12 protein-coding genes and 3 rRNA genes are annotated in these 16778 nt (G+C 64.9%); 13 read left to right on the top strand and 2 right to left on the bottom strand.

What is annotated here, in order from left to right; genetic code table 11:
* Positions 1–14: 14 nt before the first annotated feature.
* Entirely contained in the window at positions 15–464 is a 450-nt protein-coding gene (locus LN251_RS00460; protein ID WP_458242595.1) for a PTS sugar transporter subunit IIA, read from the bottom strand.
* Between the two features lie 556 nt (positions 465–1020).
* On the opposite strand from LN251_RS00460, the gene LN251_RS00455 reads away from it, so the two are divergent.
* The 13 genes from LN251_RS00455 (at position 1021) to LN251_RS00395 (ending at position 16371) form a co-directional block, all read left to right on the top strand.
* Positions 1021–2546: ribosomal RNA gene (locus tag LN251_RS00455) — 16S ribosomal RNA — on the top strand.
* Between the two features lie 299 nt (positions 2547–2845).
* Positions 2846–5968 (top strand): 23S ribosomal RNA (locus LN251_RS00450).
* Between the two features lie 69 nt (positions 5969–6037).
* Positions 6038–6154 (top strand): 5S ribosomal RNA (rrf, locus tag LN251_RS00445).
* The 16S, 23S and 5S rRNA genes sit together here, the layout of an rRNA operon.
* A gap of 110 nt (positions 6155–6264) precedes the next feature.
* Positions 6265–6873 (top strand): CDP-alcohol phosphatidyltransferase family protein, encoded by a 609-nt coding sequence (locus LN251_RS00440; RefSeq protein WP_458242594.1) that lies wholly within the window; start codon positions 6265–6267, stop codon positions 6871–6873.
* 114 nt (positions 6874–6987) lie between these two features.
* A complete protein-coding gene (locus LN251_RS00435) occupies positions 6988–9483 on the top strand; it encodes a sugar phosphate nucleotidyltransferase (protein WP_458242593.1) in 2496 nt (831 codons plus the stop codon).
* Positions 9484–9590: 107 nt separating this feature from the next.
* Positions 9591–10496 carry a DUF881 domain-containing protein gene (locus LN251_RS00430; protein ID WP_458242592.1) on the top strand — a complete coding sequence of 302 codons (906 nt, stop codon included), beginning with the start codon at positions 9591–9593 and terminating at the stop codon, positions 10494–10496.
* Positions 10493–10825, top strand: coding sequence for a small basic family protein (locus LN251_RS00425; protein ID WP_003988855.1), 333 nt, complete (start codon positions 10493–10495; stop codon positions 10823–10825). Before LN251_RS00430 ends, LN251_RS00425 begins: the two co-directional genes overlap by 4 nt.
* Positions 10826–10830: 5 nt before the next feature.
* A complete protein-coding gene (locus LN251_RS00420) occupies positions 10831–11682 on the top strand; it encodes a DUF881 domain-containing protein (RefSeq protein WP_458242591.1) in 852 nt (283 codons plus the stop codon).
* A 61-nt stretch (positions 11683–11743) separates the two neighbouring features.
* Positions 11744–12649 (top strand): FHA domain-containing protein, encoded by a 906-nt coding sequence (locus LN251_RS00415; protein ID WP_079078211.1) that lies wholly within the window; start codon positions 11744–11746, stop codon positions 12647–12649.
* Between the two features lie 40 nt (positions 12650–12689).
* Complete coding sequence (ftsR, locus tag LN251_RS00410) at positions 12690–13427, top strand: transcriptional regulator FtsR (protein ID WP_458242590.1); 738 nt, start codon at positions 12690–12692, stop codon at positions 13425–13427.
* Between the two features lie 85 nt (positions 13428–13512).
* Entirely contained in the window at positions 13513–13986 is a 474-nt protein-coding gene (locus LN251_RS00405; protein ID WP_004002801.1) for a bifunctional nuclease family protein, read from the top strand.
* 262 nt (positions 13987–14248) lie between these two features.
* Entirely contained in the window at positions 14249–14932 is a 684-nt protein-coding gene (locus LN251_RS00400; protein WP_458242589.1) for a MerR family transcriptional regulator, read from the top strand.
* A 68-nt stretch (positions 14933–15000) separates the two neighbouring features.
* Complete coding sequence (locus LN251_RS00395) at positions 15001–16371, top strand: DNA polymerase IV (RefSeq protein WP_458242588.1); 1371 nt, start codon at positions 15001–15003, stop codon at positions 16369–16371.
* Between the two features lie 18 nt (positions 16372–16389).
* On the opposite strand, the gene LN251_RS00390 is transcribed toward LN251_RS00395, so the two are convergent.
* Positions 16390–16767: a PRC-barrel domain-containing protein gene (locus LN251_RS00390; RefSeq protein WP_458242587.1), complete on the bottom strand. Its 378-nt coding sequence runs from the start codon at positions 16765–16767 to the stop codon at positions 16390–16392.
* Positions 16768–16778: the final 11 nt, after the last annotated feature.

The raw sequence follows: 16778 nt of genomic DNA, 5'->3' as shown, positions 1-16778 counted from the left end.
GGACGGTGCTGACGTCACTTCCAGAGGAAGAGACTGTCGCCGGCCTTCACGTCGCCGTCGTCGCGGAGATCGAAGAGCGCCTCCGCCGTGGCCTCCAGCGCCACGACCGGGCAGATCGCGGACTTCCCGGAGGCCTCGACCGCGGCCGGGTTCCAGCGCACGACGCCCTGGCCGCGGGTGACGGTGTCGCCCTTGTTCACGAGCAGCTCGAAGCCCTCACCGTTGAGCTGCACGGTGTCGATGCCGAGGTGGGTGAGGACTCCGTGCCCGTGCTCGTCGACGATGACGAAAGCGTGCGGGTGGAGGGAGACGATGACTCCGTCCACAGGAGCGACCGCGTCGGAGGGCTCACGGACGGGATCGATGGCTGTGCCCGGGCCGACCATGGCGCCGGAGAAGACAGGGTCAGGCACAGCCGCCAGCCCGATGGCGCGTCCTGCCAGAGGGGACGTCACGGTGGTCATGGGAGCCTCCCAGGGGTGGAGATTCATATACATGTCGTCACTTTCTGTCCCTGACGACGCACTGTGCAGCAGCGTATGTCAGATGAAGTGACGGTTCCGCATGGAAGATACCGGCAAGAGGTCTAGACCACCAGCCCAATGGATTTGCACCGGCTTCCGGGCCCCATGTACAGTCGTACTCCTGCTTGAGACCGAGCGGCGCGACCAAGCGTCCTTGATCGGCAGGACCCATAACTCGTCAGATCCTATCCAGGGATCACCTTCTGCATGTCCGCAGGACGGTGGTCAGGGAGACGGAAAAACACTGATAGAGTTTGGAACACCGAAGGGGAGCCCGGAGGAAAGCCCGAGAGGGTGAGTACAAAGGAAGCGACCGTTCCTTGAGAACTCAACAGCGTGCCAAAAGTCAACGCCAGATATGTTGATACCCCGACACCGGGATTTCCTGGTGGCGAGGTTCCTTTGAAGAAAACACAGCGAGGACGCTGTGAACGGTCGGGCCTATTCCGCCTGACTGTTCCGCTCTCGTGTGTGTCGACCGGATTACCGGTAAACATTCACGGAGAGTTTGATCCTGGCTCAGGACGAACGCTGGCGGCGTGCTTAACACATGCAAGTCGAACGATGAACCACTTCGGTGGGGATTAGTGGCGAACGGGTGAGTAACACGTGGGCAATCTGCCCTTCACTCTGGGACAAGCCCTGGAAACGGGGTCTAATACCGGATAACACTCTCGCAGGCATCTGTGAGGGTTAAAAGCTCCGGCGGTGAAGGATGAGCCCGCGGCCTATCAGCTTGTTGGTGAGGTAATGGCTCACCAAGGCGACGACGGGTAGCCGGCCTGAGAGGGCGACCGGCCACACTGGGACTGAGACACGGCCCAGACTCCTACGGGAGGCAGCAGTGGGGAATATTGCACAATGGGCGAAAGCCTGATGCAGCGACGCCGCGTGAGGGATGACGGCCTTCGGGTTGTAAACCTCTTTCAGCAGGGAAGAAGCGAAAGTGACGGTACCTGCAGAAGAAGCGCCGGCTAACTACGTGCCAGCAGCCGCGGTAATACGTAGGGCGCAAGCGTTGTCCGGAATTATTGGGCGTAAAGAGCTCGTAGGCGGCTTGTCACGTCGATTGTGAAAGCCCGAGGCTTAACCTCGGGTCTGCAGTCGATACGGGCTAGCTAGAGTGTGGTAGGGGAGATCGGAATTCCTGGTGTAGCGGTGAAATGCGCAGATATCAGGAGGAACACCGGTGGCGAAGGCGGATCTCTGGGCCATTACTGACGCTGAGGAGCGAAAGCGTGGGGAGCGAACAGGATTAGATACCCTGGTAGTCCACGCCGTAAACGGTGGGAACTAGGTGTTGGCGACATTCCACGTCGTCGGTGCCGCAGCTAACGCATTAAGTTCCCCGCCTGGGGAGTACGGCCGCAAGGCTAAAACTCAAAGGAATTGACGGGGGCCCGCACAAGCGGCGGAGCATGTGGCTTAATTCGACGCAACGCGAAGAACCTTACCAAGGCTTGACATACACCGGAAACGTCTGGAGACAGGCGCCCCCTTGTGGTCGGTGTACAGGTGGTGCATGGCTGTCGTCAGCTCGTGTCGTGAGATGTTGGGTTAAGTCCCGCAACGAGCGCAACCCTTGTTCTGTGTTGCCAGCATGCCCTTCGGGGTGATGGGGACTCACAGGAGACCGCCGGGGTCAACTCGGAGGAAGGTGGGGACGACGTCAAGTCATCATGCCCCTTATGTCTTGGGCTGCACACGTGCTACAATGGCCGGTACAATGAGCTGCGATACCGTGAGGTGGAGCGAATCTCAAAAAGCCGGTCTCAGTTCGGATTGGGGTCTGCAACTCGACCCCATGAAGTCGGAGTCGCTAGTAATCGCAGATCAGCATTGCTGCGGTGAATACGTTCCCGGGCCTTGTACACACCGCCCGTCACGTCACGAAAGTCGGTAACACCCGAAGCCGGTGGCCCAACCCCTTGTGGGAGGGAGCTGTCGAAGGTGGGACTGGCGATTGGGACGAAGTCGTAACAAGGTAGCCGTACCGGAAGGTGCGGCTGGATCACCTCCTTTCTAAGGAGCACTTCTTACCGAGTTCGCTCGGTCAGAGGCCAGCATGCGGGCGAACGTCTCGCACTGGTTGCTCATGGGTGGAACGTTGACTACTCGGCACACTTGATCGTCTTCTCCTTCTAGTACTGCTCGCAAGAGCGTGGAACGTCGAGGGGAGCGGGGAGTGTGTCGGGCACGCTGTTGGGTGTCTGAGGGAATGGTTTTCCTCAGTCGCCGGCCCCAGTGAACTCGAGTGGAAGCTCGGGGTGATGGGTGGCTGGTCGTTGTTTGAGAACTGCACAGTGGACGCGAGCATCTGTGGCCAAGTTTTTAAGGGCGCACGGTGGATGCCTTGGCACCAGGAACCGATGAAGGACGTGGGAGGCCACGATAGGCCCCGGGGAGTCGTCAACCAGGCTTTGATCCGGGGGTGTCCGAATGGGGAAACCCGGCAGTCGTCATGGGCTGTCACCCTTGCCTGAACACATAGGGCAAGTGGAGGGAACGCGGGGAAGTGAAACATCTCAGTACCCGCAGGAAGAGAAAACAACCGTGATTCCGGGAGTAGTGGCGAGCGAAACCGGATGAGGCCAAACCGTATGCGTGTGAGACCCGGCAGGGGTTGCGCATGCGGGGTTGTGGGATCTCTCTTCTGTCGTCTGCCGGCGACAGGACGAGTCAGAAACCGTTGATGTAGGCGAAGGACATGCGAAAGGTCCGGCGTAGAGGGTAAGACCCCCGTAGTCGAAACGTCAGCGGCTCGTTTGAGAGACACCCAAGTAGCACGGGGCCCGAGAAATCCCGTGTGAATCTGGCGGGACCACCCGCTAAGCCTAAATATTCCCTGGTGACCGATAGCGGATAGTACCGTGAGGGAATGGTGAAAAGTACCGCGGGAGCGGAGTGAAATAGTACCTGAAACCGTGTGCCTACAAGCCGTGGGAGCGTCGGACATCAGCTTGCTGGTGTCTCGTGACTGCGTGCCTTTTGAAGAATGAGCCTGCGAGTTTGCGGTGTGTTGCGAGGTTAACCCGGGTGGGGAAGCCGTAGCGAAAGCGAGTCCGAATAGGGCGATTCAGTAGCACGCTCAAGACCCGAAGCGGAGTGATCTAGCCATGGGCAGGTTGAAGCGGAGGTAAGACTTCGTGGAGGACCGAACCCACCAGGGTTGAAAACCTGGGGGATGACCTGTGGTTAGGGGTGAAAGGCCAATCAAACTCCGTGATAGCTGGTTCTCCCCGAAATGCATTTAGGTGCAGCGTCGTGTGTTTCTTGCCGGAGGTAGAGCACTGGATAGGCGATGGGCCCTACCGGGTTACTGACCTTAGCCAAACTCCGAATGCCGGTAAGTGAGAGCGCGGCAGTGAGACTGTGGGGGATAAGCTCCATGGTCGAGAGGGAAACAGCCCAGAGCATCGACTAAGGCCCCTAAGCGTACGCTAAGTGGGAAAGGATGTGGAGTCGCACAGACAACCAGGAGGTTGGCTTAGAAGCAGCCACCCTTGAAAGAGTGCGTAATAGCTCACTGGTCTAGTGATTCCGCGCCGACAATGTAGCGGGGCTCAAGCGTACCGCCGAAGTCGTGTCATTGCAGCAAATACTCCCAACGGAGGCTGTGATGGGTAGGGGAGCGTCGTCTGCCGGGTGAAGCAGCACCGGAAGGTAGTTGTGGACGGTTGACGAGTGAGAATGCAGGCATGAGTAGCGATTCACACGTGGGAAACGTGTGCGCCGATTGACTAAGGGTTCCTGGGTCAAGCTGATCTGCCCAGGGTAAGTCGGGACCTAAGGCGAGGCCGACAGGCGTAGTCGATGGATAACCGGTTGATATTCCGGTACCCGCTGTGAAGCGTCAAACATTGAATCCAGTGATGCTAAGCCCGTGAAGCCGCCGGCTGAGTCTTCGGACGAGGTCGGAGTGGTGGAGCCGGTGACCCGAGCTGGTAGTAGGTGAGTGATGGGGTGACGCAGGAAGGTAGTCCATCCCGGGCGGTGGTTGTCCCGGGGTAAGGGTGTAGGCCGTGATCTAGGCAAATCCGGATCACTTAAGGCTGAGACCTGATGCCGAGCCGATTGTGGTGAAGTGGATGATCCTATGCTGTCGAGAAAAGCCTCTAGCGAGTTTCATGGCGGCCCGTACCCTAAACCGACTCAGGTGGTCAGGTAGAGAATACCGAGGCGTTCGGGTGAACTATGGTTAAGGAACTCGGCAAAATGCCCCCGTAACTTCGGGAGAAGGGGGGCCACACTCGGTGATCCGTTTTACACGGTGAGCTGGGGGTGGCCGCAGAGACCAGCGAGAAGCGACTGTTTACTAAAAACACAGGTCCGTGCGAAGCCGTAAGGCGATGTATACGGACTGACGCCTGCCCGGTGCTGGAACGTTAAGGGGACCGGTTAGTCACATTTCGGTGTGGCGAAGCTGAGAACTTAAGCGCCAGTAAACGGCGGTGGTAACTATAACCATCCTAAGGTAGCGAAATTCCTTGTCGGGTAAGTTCCGACCTGCACGAATGGCGTAACGACTTCTCGACTGTCTCAACCATAGGCCCGGTGAAATTGCACTACGAGTAAAGATGCTCGTTTCGCGCAGCAGGACGGAAAGACCCCGGGACCTTTACTACAGTTTGATATTGGTGTTCGGTTCGGCTTGTGTAGGATAGCTGGGAGACTTTGAAGTCCATACGCCAGTATGGGTGGAGTCGTCGTTGAAATACCAGTCTGGTCGTGCTGGATGTCTAACCTGGGTCCGTGATCCGGATCAGGGACAGTGTCTGATGGGTAGTTTAACTGGGGCGGTTGCCTCCTAAAGAGTAACGGAGGCGCCCAAAGGTTCCCTCAGCCTGGTTGGCAATCAGGTGTTGAGTGTAAGTGCACAAGGGAGCTTGACTGTGAGACCGACGGGTCGAGCAGGGACGAAAGTCGGGACTAGTGATCCGGCGGTGGCTTGTGGAAGCGCCGTCGCTCAACGGATAAAAGGTACCCCGGGGATAACAGGCTGATCTTCCCCAAGAGTCCATATCGACGGGATGGTTTGGCACCTCGATGTCGGCTCGTCGCATCCTGGGGCTGGAGTCGGTCCCAAGGGTTGGGCTGTTCGCCCATTAAAGCGGTACGCGAGCTGGGTTTAGAACGTCGTGAGACAGTTCGGTCCCTATCCGCTGCGCGCGCAGGAATATTGAGAAGGGCTGTCCCTAGTACGAGAGGACCGGGACGGACGAACCTCTGGTGTGCCAGTTGTTCTGCCAAGGGCATGGCTGGTTGGCTACGTTCGGGAGGGATAACCGCTGAAAGCATCTAAGCGGGAAGCCTGCTTCGAGATGAGTATTCCCACCCACTTGATGGGGTAAGGCTCCCAGTAGACGACTGGGTTGATAGGCCGGATCTGGAAGCACGGTAACGTGTGGAGGTGACCGGTACTAATAGGCCGAGGGCTTGTCCTCAGTTGCTCGCGTCCACTGTGTTAGTTCTGAGGCAACGACCGTGTTTTTTCCGGTCTAACTTCATAGTGTTTCGGTGGTTATAGCGTGAGGGAAACGCCCGGTTACATTCCGAACCCGGAAGCTAAGCCTTACAGCGCCGATGGTACTGCAGGGGGGACCCTGTGGGAGAGTAGGACGCCGCCGAACTTCTTTTAGAGCTCTGGCTCTTGGGCAATCAAGCCCAAGAGCCAGAGCTTTTTTGCGTTGAGGTAGGGTCAGGGGGCATCGTTGGCTCGTTTCCCACAGGAGGCCCCCGGGTGGAGGTCCAGGAGACCCGTGTTCAGACGGACCGGGTCCTCACCATCCCCAACATCCTCAGCATGGCGCGTCTCGTCGGCGTGCCGATCTTCCTGTGGCTGATCCTGAGGCCTGAGTTCGGAGGCCCGCAGAGTGACGGGTGGGCGCTGCTGGTACTCGCTCTGAGCGGCGTCAGCGACTATTTGGACGGCAAGCTGGCACGACGCTGGAATCAGGTCAGCAGCCTTGGCCGGCTCCTGGACCCCGCGGCCGACCGGCTCTACATTCTCTCGACATTGGTCGGTCTCACCTGGCGCGAGATTCTCCCGATCTGGTTGACCGCTGCACTTGTCGCGCGAGAGCTCCTCCTGCTGGTGATGGTGGGCATCCTCAGGCGGCACGGCTATCCGCCGCCGCAGGTGAACTTCCTCGGGAAGGCCGCCACCTTCAACCTGATGTACGCCTTCCCGCTGCTCCTGCTCAGTGACGGAACTGGCTGGCTGCCGTCACTCGCTGCTATTTTCGGATGGGCGTTCGCCGGATGGGGTACAACGCTGTACTGGTGGGCAGGAGTCCTCTACGTGGTACAAGTCCGCCGCCTGGTCCGTGCGGACGCCATGGCCGACTGAACTCACTGATTGCTGCCGCCCTAGCGGCTGGATGGCCCCCGCCGGGAAAGTGCGGGACAATCTGGACGGGTGAAGTCGGCTAGACCGTCGTCTCTTGAGGAGGACGCTTCCGACATGAAGGCCGTCGTGATGGCCGGAGGCGAAGGCACCCGCCTTCGCCCCATGACTTCGAGTATGCCCAAGCCGCTCCTGCCCGTGGCGAACCGCCCGATCATGGAGCACGTGCTGCGGCTGCTCAAAAGGCATGGGTTGAACGAGACCGTCGTAACTGTCCAGTTCCTGGCCTCATTGGTCAAGAACTACTTCGGTGACGGCGAAGAGCTCGGTATGGAGCTTTCCTATGCCAACGAGGAGAAGCCACTCGGTACCGCCGGGAGCGTGAAGAACGCCGAAGAGGCGTTGAAGGACGATGCTTTCCTTGTCATCTCCGGCGATGCGCTGACCGACTTCGACCTCACGGAGCTGATCAATTTCCATAAGGAAAAGGGCGCGCTCGTCACCGTGTGTCTGACGCGTGTGCCCAATCCGTTGGAGTTCGGCATCACGATCGTCGACGAGGAAGGCAAGGTCGAGCGTTTCCTCGAAAAGCCGACCTGGGGTCAGGTCTTCTCCGACACCGTGAACACCGGGATCTACGTGATGGAGCCCGAGGTCTTCGACTACGTCGACCCCGATGTGCCCGTCGACTGGTCCGGTGACGTCTTCCCGCAGCTGATGAAGGAAGGCAAGCCGATCTACGGCTATGTCGCCGAGGGCTACTGGGAGGACGTCGGCACGCACGAGAGCTATGTGAAGGCGCAGGCCGACGTCCTGGAGGGCAAGGTCGACGTCGAGATCGACGGCTTCGAGATCTCCCCGGGCGTCTGGGTCGCCGAAGGTGCCGAAGTGCATCCTGACGCGGTTCTGCGCGGGCCCCTGTACATCGGCGACTACGCGAAGGTCGAAGCCGGCGCGGAAATCCGTGAACACACGGTCGTCGGTTCCAACGTCGTCGTGAAGAGCGGCGCCTTTCTGCACAAGGCCGTCGTGCACGACAACGTGTACGTGGGACAGCACAGCAATCTGCGCGGCTGTGTCGTCGGCAAGAACACCGACATCATGCGTGCTGCACGCATCGAGGACGGCGCCGTCATCGGTGACGAGTGCCTGATCGGTGAAGAATCGATCGTGCAGGGCAATGTGCGGGTCTACCCGTTCAAGACGATCGAGGCCGGTGCCTTCGTCAACACCTCGGTCATCTGGGAGTCCAGGGGCCAGGCGCACCTGTTCGGCGCCCGTGGCGTCTCGGGCATCCTGAACGTCGAGATCACCCCCGAGCTCGCCGTCCGCCTCGCCGGCGCCTACGCGACGACCCTCAAGAAGGGCTCGACGGTCACCACGGCCCGCGATCACTCCCGCGGTGCCCGGGCACTCAAGCGCGCGGTGATCTCGGCGCTGCAGGCCAGCGCCATCGACGTACGCGACCTGGAGAACGTGCCGCTGCCCGTGGCCAGGCAGCAGACGGCGCGGGGCAGTGCCGGCGGCATCATGATCCGGACCACGCCCGGAGTGCCGGACTCGGTGGACATCATGTTCTTCGACGGCAACGGCGCGGACCTGTCGCAGGGCAGCCAGCGCAAGCTGGACCGGGTGTTCGCGCGGCAGGAGTACCGGCGGGCGTTCCCCGGCGAGATCGGCGACCTGCATTTCCCCGCCAGCGTGTTCGACTCCTACACGGGGTCGCTGCTGCGGAACGTCGACACGACCGGCATCAGCGAGTCCGGGTTGAAGGTCGTCGTGGACGCGTCCAACGGCAGTGCGGGGCTCGTACTGCCCAGCCTGCTCGGCAAGCTGGGCGTGGACTCGCTGACCATCAATCCCGGTCTCGACGAGGCCCGGCCCACGGAGACCGGCGACCAGCGGCGGTCCGGGCTGGTGCGGCTCGGCGAGATCGTGGCCTCGTCCCGCGCGGCGTTCGGCGTGCGGTTCGACCCGGTGGGCGAGCGGCTCTCCCTCGTCGACGAGAAGGGCCGGATCATCGAGGACGACCGGGCCCTGCTGGTCCTGCTCGACCTGGTCGCCGCCGAGCGGCGCAGCGGGCGGGTGGCGCTTCCGGTGACCACGACGCGGATCGCCGAGCAGGTGGCGGCGTACCACGGGACGCAGGTGGAGTGGACGACGACCTCGCCCGACGACCTCACCCGGGTCGGAGGCGACGAGACGACCATCTTCGGCGGTGACGGCAAGGGCGGATTCATCGTCCCGGAGTTCAGCAGCGTCTTCGACGGCACGGCAGCCTTCGTCCGGCTGATCGGGCTGGTGGCGCGGACACAGCTCACACTGAGCCAGATCGACGCGCGGATCCCGCGTGCGCACGTCCTCAAGCGGGACCTGGCGACTCCGTGGGCCGTCAAGGGACTGGTGATGCGGCGGGTCGTTGAGGAGGCCGGAGACCGCTTCGTGGACACCACGGACGGCGTGCGGGTCGTCGAGACCGACGGCCGCTGGGTGATGGTGCTGCCCGACCCGGCCGAGGCCGTCACCCATCTGTGGGCGGAAGGACCGGACGACGCCTCCGCGCAGGCCCTGCTCGACGAGTGGTCGGCGGTCGTGGACAGCGCCGGACGCTGAAACACGCTGCACGAGTGCGTGCCGGACAAGTGTCCCCAAGGGGGCCTGTCCGGCACGCCGGTGGGGCCATTCGGAGGTAGTGGCCGCAACGTGCGACGATGTGCGGCATGCCGCAGCAGCCCCCCATTCGGAGCACACCGACGCGCCCTTCGCGGCCGGACGCGTCCATGTTCCTCCTCACCAACGTCATGGACCACAGCCTCGACGACGGCTACGCCGAGGCGGCCGCCCGGAAGAAGGCCGCGGGCGCCGGAGGTATGCCCAGGACGCTGCGGGCCAGACTCGGCCTCGCGGCCGGGCTGGTGCTCGCGGCGCTGGTCGTGACGGTGGGGGCGGCGCAGGCGCGGGTGGCGGCTCCCGTCGTCGCCAAGGAGCGCGAGGAACTGATCGACCGCATCGACCGTGAGACGGCGACCGCGGACAAGCTGGAGCACTCCGTCGACACGCTGCGCGACGACGTGAACGCCCGGCAGCGGGAAGCCCTGAAGAAGAGCGGCGACGACGACCAGGCGGAGCTGGTGGGGTTGCTCTCGGGCGCGGTCGAGGTGCACGGACCCGGTGTGCGGCTGGTCGTGAACGACGCCAAGGAAGCGACCTCCGGGGGCAACGGCAACCCGCGAGAGACCTCGGACTTCTCCGACACCGGCCGGGTCCGCGACCGGGACATGCAGCGAGTGGTGAACGGTCTGTGGGAGTCGGGGGCGGAGGCCGTCTCCATCAACGGGCAGCGGCTGACCGCGCTGTCGGCGATCAGGGCCGCGGGTGACGCGATACTGGTCGACAACCGGCCGCTGGTGCCGCCCTATACCGTGCTGGCCGTGGGCAACGGGAAAAAACTGAGCACCAGGTTCCAGAACAGCGCCGACGGGTTGTACCTGCACGCCCTGCAGGAGAACTACGGCATCAGGACCAACATCTCGGTGCAGGGCGATCTTCGGCTGCCCGCCGCGCCGAGTGTGATCGTACGTACAGCACAGCCGAAGAACGAGAAGACGGAGAAGGGCACATCGTGATCGCCGTACTGGGCCTCGTCGTGGGAGTCGTGGCCGGATTGTTGGTCCGGCCTGAGGTTCCGGCGGTCGTCGAGCCTTATCTGCCGATCGCCGTGGTCGCGGCGCTCGACGCCGTCTTCGGCGGTCTGCGGGCCATGCTGGACGGCATCTTCGACGACAAGGTCTTCGTCGTGTCGTTCTTGTCCAACGTGGTCGTGGCCGCGCTGATCGTGTTCCTGGGCGACAAGTTGGGCGTGGGAGCCCAGCTGTCCACCGGCGTCGTCGTGGTGCTCGGAATCCGCATCTTCTCGAACGCCGCGGCGATCCGTCGGCACGTGTTCCGGGCGTGAGGCCGATGAGCGACGAGAAGGACGCGAAGGACGCGAAGGACGAGCCCGGGAACAGGCTGCGCAAGGAGCTGCCCGAAGAGGTGCCCGCGACGGCCCCCGAGGCAGCCGCGGAGACGTCCGAGGAGAAGCCCCGCCTTACCGGCCGGCAGCGGTTGGTGCAGGGGCTGTGGCCGCCGCGGGTGAGCCGTGCCCAACTGATCGTCGCGGTGCTGCTGTTCGGCCTCGGCTTCGGCCTCGCCGTGCAGGTGGCGTCGAACAGCGACAGTGACAGCGCGCTGCGCGGAGCGCGTCAGGAAGATCTTGTTCGCATCCTCGATGAACTCGACGACCGTACTCAACGTCTTGAGGACGAGAAGCAGGGGCTGCAGAAACAGCGCGACGAGTTGGAGAACAGCTCCGACCAGGCCGAGGAGGCCCGCAAGCAGACGGTCGAGAAGGAGAGGCAACTCGGCATTCTGGCGGGCACGGTGGCGGCGCAGGGGCCCGGCATCACGATGACGATCGACGACACGAAGGGGACGGTCCAGGCGGACATGCTGCTCGACGCGGTCCAGGAGCTGCGCGCGGCCGGGGCGGAGGCGATCCAGGTGAACGGCGTACGCGTCGTGGCCAGCACCTATCTCTCGGACTCCGGCAAGAGCGTGAGCGTCGACGGGAACAAGATCAACGCGCCCTATCGTTTCAAGGTCATCGGCAAGCCGGAGGACCTCGAGCCGGCGCTCAACATCCCTGGAGGCGTGGTGCAGACTCTCGAGAAGGAGCAGGCCACCGTCACTGTCGAGCGATCGAACAAGATCGTCGTGGACGCCTTGCGAGCGGCGAAGCGGCCTGACTACGCTCGGTCGTCCTCCCAGTGAACCGGCGGTGCATGGGGGGCGACCGGCAGGGGCATCAGGTTGCGGGGGGTCGGCGCACCGATTGGGTGGTGCGTGGTGGAAACTGTCTGGTGGATACGGACGTTGTGAGGATGTCCGGGTCGGCCGGCGTATTGAGTCAGGGTTCGTCCTGCCCCACGGGCGGGTCTGTTTCGGTCAAGGGGAATCGCCCGTGAAGTTGTTTGCGAAGTTGTTCGGCAAGAGCGCGCGAGAGGGCAGCGACAATGCCACTGCTCGTCATCGCGCACAGCCCGACGCGGAAGGCCAGCGTCCCCTCTTCCGGGACCAGGTCGCTGGGCCGGGCGGTGACATTTCCGGAGGTCAAGGCGCGCCGTCGGTTGACCCTGCGCAGTCCGGCGGCATAGGTTTCGGGCAACCGTCAACCTCAAGTACGGGTGGAGGGTTTTCCCCTATGTCGGCCCTGGTGTGTACGAGGTGCGGTAACCGCAACGCGGAGAACAGCCGCTTCTGCTCCAACTGCGGTGCCCCGCTGCGCGGTGGAGCCGCGGCCGAGCGGCCGTCCGAGACGACCTCCACGATCTCCATCTCCGGCATCGAGGCCTACGACGCCGAGGTGACCGGACAGACGCAGTTGCCGGCGCTCTCTCCCGAGGCGCAGGCGGCCGTGGACGCGCTGCCGCTTGGTTCCGCCCTGCTGGTGGTGCGCCGCGGACCGAACTCGGGCAGCCGCTTCCTGCTGGACGGTGACCTGACCACGGCGGGCCGCCATCCGCAGAGCGACATCTTCCTCGACGACGTGACGGTCTCGCGTCGTCACGTGGAGTTCCGCCGCGGCGCGGACGGCACGTTCACGGTGGCCGACGTGGGCAGCCTCAACGGCACGTACGTCAACCGAGAGCGGATCGACCAGGTCGCCCTGAACAACGGCGACGAGGTGCAGATCGGCAAGTACCGGCTGGTCTTCTACGCGAGCCAGCAGGGCTACTGACCACTCCCGGACTCCGTCCGGGGGACCCCAGGGAATGTCCATGCTGCAAACACCGAGCGGTGGTGCCGGCCACGGCACCGCCGCCACGGACCGTGGTCTGATGAGCATCGGCGCAGTGCTGAACGTGCTGCGCGAGGAGTTTCCCGAAGTCACCATCTCCAAGATTCGCTTCCTGGAGTCGGAAGGGCTCATCGAGCCCCAGCGAACCCCGTCCGGGTATCGCAAGTTCACGGTGGGCGACGTCGAGCGCCTCGGTCACGTGCTGCGGATGCAGCGCGATCACTACCTGCCGCTCAAGGTGATCCGTGAGCACCTGGACGCCATGGCGCGGGGAGAGGCCGTGGCGCTGCCCGCGGTGGGCCGTCAGCGGGAGGGTGAGGCCCTCCTGGAGCCCCTGGAGGGGCCGACGGCCGCCCGCATCGGACGGGACGAGCTGCTCGCCGCCGCCGAGATCGGCGAGGAGCAGCTCAAGGAGTGGGAGTCGTACGGGCTGCTCACTCCGATGGCGGACGGGGCGTACGACGCCGAGGCGGTCACCGTCGCCTCGCTCGTCCTGGAACTGGGGCGGTTCGGCATCGAGCCGCGGCACCTGAGGGCCATGAAGGCCGCCGCCGACCGTGAGGCGGGGCTCGTGGACCAGGTGGTGGCCCCGCTGAAGCGGCACCGCAATCCGCAGACCAGGGCCCACGCGGAGGCCCGTACGAAGGAGCTCGCGGCGCTCACGGTGAAGCTGCACGCGGCTCTCGTGCAGACCGCGCTCGGCGTGCGACTGCCCTGAACCCGGCACGCGTCGCGAGGCCGGATCGTCCCCCCGTTTCCTGCCCGACTACCCAAACGTCCCGGGCACGTCCTAGGGTTGCTGTGTGAACGAGCTCGATGTCGTAGGTGTCCGGGTCGAAATGCCCTCCAACCAACCGATCGTGCTCCTGCGTGAAGTGGGAGGCGACCGCTACCTCCCCATCTGGATCGGGCCGGGGGAGGCGACGGCGATCGCCTTCGCCCAGCAGGGCATGGCCCCCGCCAGGCCGCTGACGCACGACCTGTTCAAGGACGTGCTGGAGGCCGTAGGCCAGGAGCTCACCGAAGTACGCATCACCGACCTGCGTGAGGGCGTCTTCTACGCGGAGCTGGTGTTCGCCAGCGGAGTCGAGGTGAGCGCCCGTCCGTCGGATGCCATAGCGCTGGCGCTGCGCACCGGAACGCCGATCTACGGCAGTGACGGCGTGCTCGACGACGCGGGCATCGCGATCCCGGACGAGCAGGAGGACGAGGTGGAGAAGTTCCGCGAGTTCCTCGACCAGATCTCGCCGGAGGACTTCGGCACCAGCAGCCAGTGAGCCGGAACCGGCCCGGCGGGCCCCGGTGTTCCGTGCGCGGCCGGTTCGCAGGCGATCACGGGTCAAATGCCCGCATTTGCCGGCGGCCCGTGCGAGCGTCCTGCGGCTTGCTTCGAGCGCATTCGGCTAGCCTTTCCCCGCGGTGGGGCACGGGAAACCACTCTCAGGGTGATTATCACTCGGCGTGCCGAGTGTGGCGGTCGTTGACGCACCCCTGGTGGCTGCCTACCGTCGAGGAGGCAGGTCAAGGACGGAGGTCGGCGTGAGAAGCAGCGGCGACGGTACGGCTGGGGGTGCCCCCGGACGAGGTTCCGGGGACAGCGGACCGTACCCTCCCCCAAGCTCTCAACTGCGTTCGAGTTGGGGGGACCCCCATCAGAGCAACGCGGCCGATCACGTCCCGCAGCGACCTGCGGCCGTGCCGAGCAGCGGAGGGGCGGCGTCGATGGCGTCCGAGGAGATCGGCTACCGGGGGCCCACGGCCTGCGCGGCCGCCGGCATCACCTACCGGCAACTGGACTACTGGGCGCGCACCGGGCTCGTCGAGCCGAGCGTGCGCCCCGCGTACGGGTCGGGGACGCAGCGCCTCTACAGCTTCCGGGACGTCGTCGTCCTGAAGATCGTCAAGCGCTTCCTGGACACCGGCGTGTCGCTGCAGAACATCCGCACCGCGGTGCAGCACCTGCGGGAGAGCGGCTTTCGGGACCTGGAGCGCATGACGCTCATGAGCGACGGCGCCACGGTCTACGAGTGCACCTCGCCCGACGAGGTCCACGCACTGCTCCAGGGCGGCCAGGGCGTCTTCGGGATCGCCGTCGGAGTGGTGTGGCGGGACGTGGAGAGCGCGCTGTCGCAGTTGCACGGCGAGCGCATCGACACCGGCGAGACCCTGGTGGGCCCCAACCCGGCCGACGAGCTGGCGCGGCGGCGCAACCGGGCCGTCTGAGGCGGGAGCGACGGCGGTCCGGCCGTCGTACGGGTGCATTGTCAGTGCCGTAGGGCAGCATCGGACATGTGAGAAACGCGCCCACGATCCTGCATCTCGACATGGATGCCTTCTACGCCTCGGCGGAGCAGGCGTCCAAGCCGAGTCTGCGAGGGAAGGCCGTGGTCGTCGGCGGACTGGGACCGCGCGGGGTCGTGGCGACGGCCTCGTACGAGGCGCGGGTGTTCGGGGTGCGGTCCGCGATGCCGATGGCCCAGGCGCGGCGGCTGGCGCCGAACGCCGCGTATCTGGTGCCGCGCTTCGGGTTCTACCGGGCGATCAGCGAGCAGGTCATGGGCCTCCTGCACGCCCTGTCGCCCCTGGTGGAGCCGCTGAGCCTGGACGAGGCGTTCGTGGACCTGGAGGCCGGTGAGGCGGCCTGGGACGCGACGTCGGCGCGGCTGGTGGGGGAGAGGCTGCGGGCGGACATACGGGCCGTCACGGGGCTGACCGGGTCCGTGGGGCTCGCGGCGTCCAAGATGCTCGCGAAGATCGCCTCCGAGGAGGCGAAGCCGGACGGGCTGGTGCTGATCGAGCCCGGGACCGAGCGGGCGATGCTCGGGCCGATGTCGGTGCGGACCCTGCCGGGGGTGGGGCCGGCCACCGGCGACCATCTGCGGCGGGCCGGGATCACCACGGTCGACGACCTCGCCGAGGCCGGCGAGGACGAGCTCGTACGGCTGCTGGGCAAGGCGCACGGGCACGCGCTGCACGCCATGGCCCTGGCCCACGACGACCGGCCCGTGGTGGCCGAGCGGGAGGCCAAGTCGGTGTCCGTCGAGGACACCTACGACGTCGACATCCACGACCGGCTGCGAGTGGGGCTGGAGGTGCAGCGGCTAGCCGACCGGTGTGTGCGGCGGCTGCGGGCGGCGGAGCTGTCGGGGCGGACCATCGTGCTGAAGGTGCGGCGGTACGACTTCTCCACGCTGACCCGGTCGGAGACGCTGCGGGGGCCGACCGACGATCCCGCGGTGGTGCGGGAGGCCGCCGCCCGCTTGCTGGATTCCGTGGACACGACCGGGGGTGTGCGGCTGCTGGGGGTCGGGGTGAGTGGGCTCGCCGACTACACGCAGGAGGACCTGTTCGCCCAGGCGGCCGGGGAAGGGGCTGTGGAGCAGGTCGCGGAGGAGGGGGACCGGCCGGAGGAGCCGGCCGAGGAGCAGGCGGTCGTCGAGCGGCGGTGGCCCGCGGGGCACGATGTGCGGCACGCCGAGTTCGGGCACGGGTGGGTGCAGGGGAGCGGGCTGGGCCGGGTGACCGTGCGCTTCGAGACACCCGTGTCGGAGCCGGGGCGGGTGCGGACGTTCCGGGTCGACGATCCCGACCTGGAGCCGGCCGATCCGTTGCCGCTGGTCGAGGATGCGGCGGGGGTCTCCGCGGAGGGAGTCGGTGCGTGACGGGGCGCGTGGCCGGCTTCAGGCGTCCGCGTCCTCCGTTCCCGCCAGCTTGCCGAAATCGTGGTCCGGGAAGGGAGGCGGGGGTGCCACGTCAAGGCCGTAGTGGTGGTAGAGCTGCAGTTCCTGTTCCGGGGACAGGTGGCGGCCCACGCCGAAATCGGGGGCGTCCTTGATGAGGGAGCGCTCGAAGGGGATGTGGAGGATGCCCTCGACGAGTTCGCTGGGCGCCAGGGGGACGAAGGCATCGCGGGAGAACACGCCGGTGCGTATCGCCGCCCACTCCGGCACGCCGGTCGCGTCGTCGAGGTAGACCTCGTCGACGGTACCGATCTTGGTTCCGTTGCGGTCGAACGCCTTGCGGCCGATCAGGTTGCGCGGATCGATGTCGGTCTGCACGTGCCCTCCTG

It is taken from the genome of Streptomyces sp. MAI_2237, assembly GCF_054189285.1.
The sequence above is the reverse complement of the archived record's forward strand: the minus strand, read 5'-3'. Positions and strand labels throughout refer to the sequence as shown.

Excerpts from the sequence above, each read along its gene's own strand:
- LN251_RS00435 (WP_458242593.1), top strand. The coding sequence starts at position 6,988 with ATGAAGGCCGTCGTGATGGCCGGAGGCGAAGGCACCCGCCTTCGCCCC.
- ftsR (WP_458242590.1), top strand. The coding sequence starts at position 12,690 with ATGCTGCAAACACCGAGCGGTGGTGCCGGCCACGGCACCGCCGCCACG.
- LN251_RS00420 (WP_458242591.1), top strand. The coding sequence starts at position 10,831 with ATGAGCGACGAGAAGGACGCGAAGGACGCGAAGGACGAGCCCGGGAAC.
- LN251_RS00430 (WP_458242592.1), top strand. The coding sequence starts at position 9,591 with ATGCCGCAGCAGCCCCCCATTCGGAGCACACCGACGCGCCCTTCGCGG.
- LN251_RS00460 (WP_458242595.1), bottom strand. The coding sequence starts at position 464 with ATGACCACCGTGACGTCCCCTCTGGCAGGACGCGCCATCGGGCTGGCG.